This window comes from Collinsella sp. AF31-11 (genome assembly GCF_003475605.1).
Classification (GTDB): domain Bacteria; phylum Actinomycetota; class Coriobacteriia; order Coriobacteriales; family Coriobacteriaceae; genus Collinsella.
This window is the reverse complement of the sequence record NZ_QRQS01000027.1, coordinates 1-211: the sequence shown is the minus strand read 5'-3', so window position 1 is coordinate 211 and position 211 is coordinate 1. Positions and strand designations below refer to the sequence as shown.

Below are 211 nucleotides of genomic sequence, written 5' to 3'. Positions count from 1 at the left end.
ACTTTAACTCGAATAGAGGGCAGGAGCCCGTCCGGTAGATGTCCGCCAGGATACGTCCCCGCAGCACCCGGTCCCCGGGGTCGCACCCGCGTACCTTGAGAGCCGCATAGCGATAGGAGAGAGATGGAAGATACTTCTTCCAGACTCGATTCTTTTCTGCGATTAAATCAAGAATGATAGCAATCATTCATCCGATCCAAACAAGAAGAAT

General features: G+C 51.7%; 1 protein-coding gene. It reads right to left on the bottom strand.

Annotation, left to right across the window (positions count from 1 at the left end):
• On the bottom strand, window positions 1–187 hold a 187-nt coding region (locus tag DWZ22_RS10550), incomplete at its 3' end, for a hypothetical protein (RefSeq protein ID WP_233546493.1).
• Window positions 188–211: the final 24 nt, after the last annotated feature.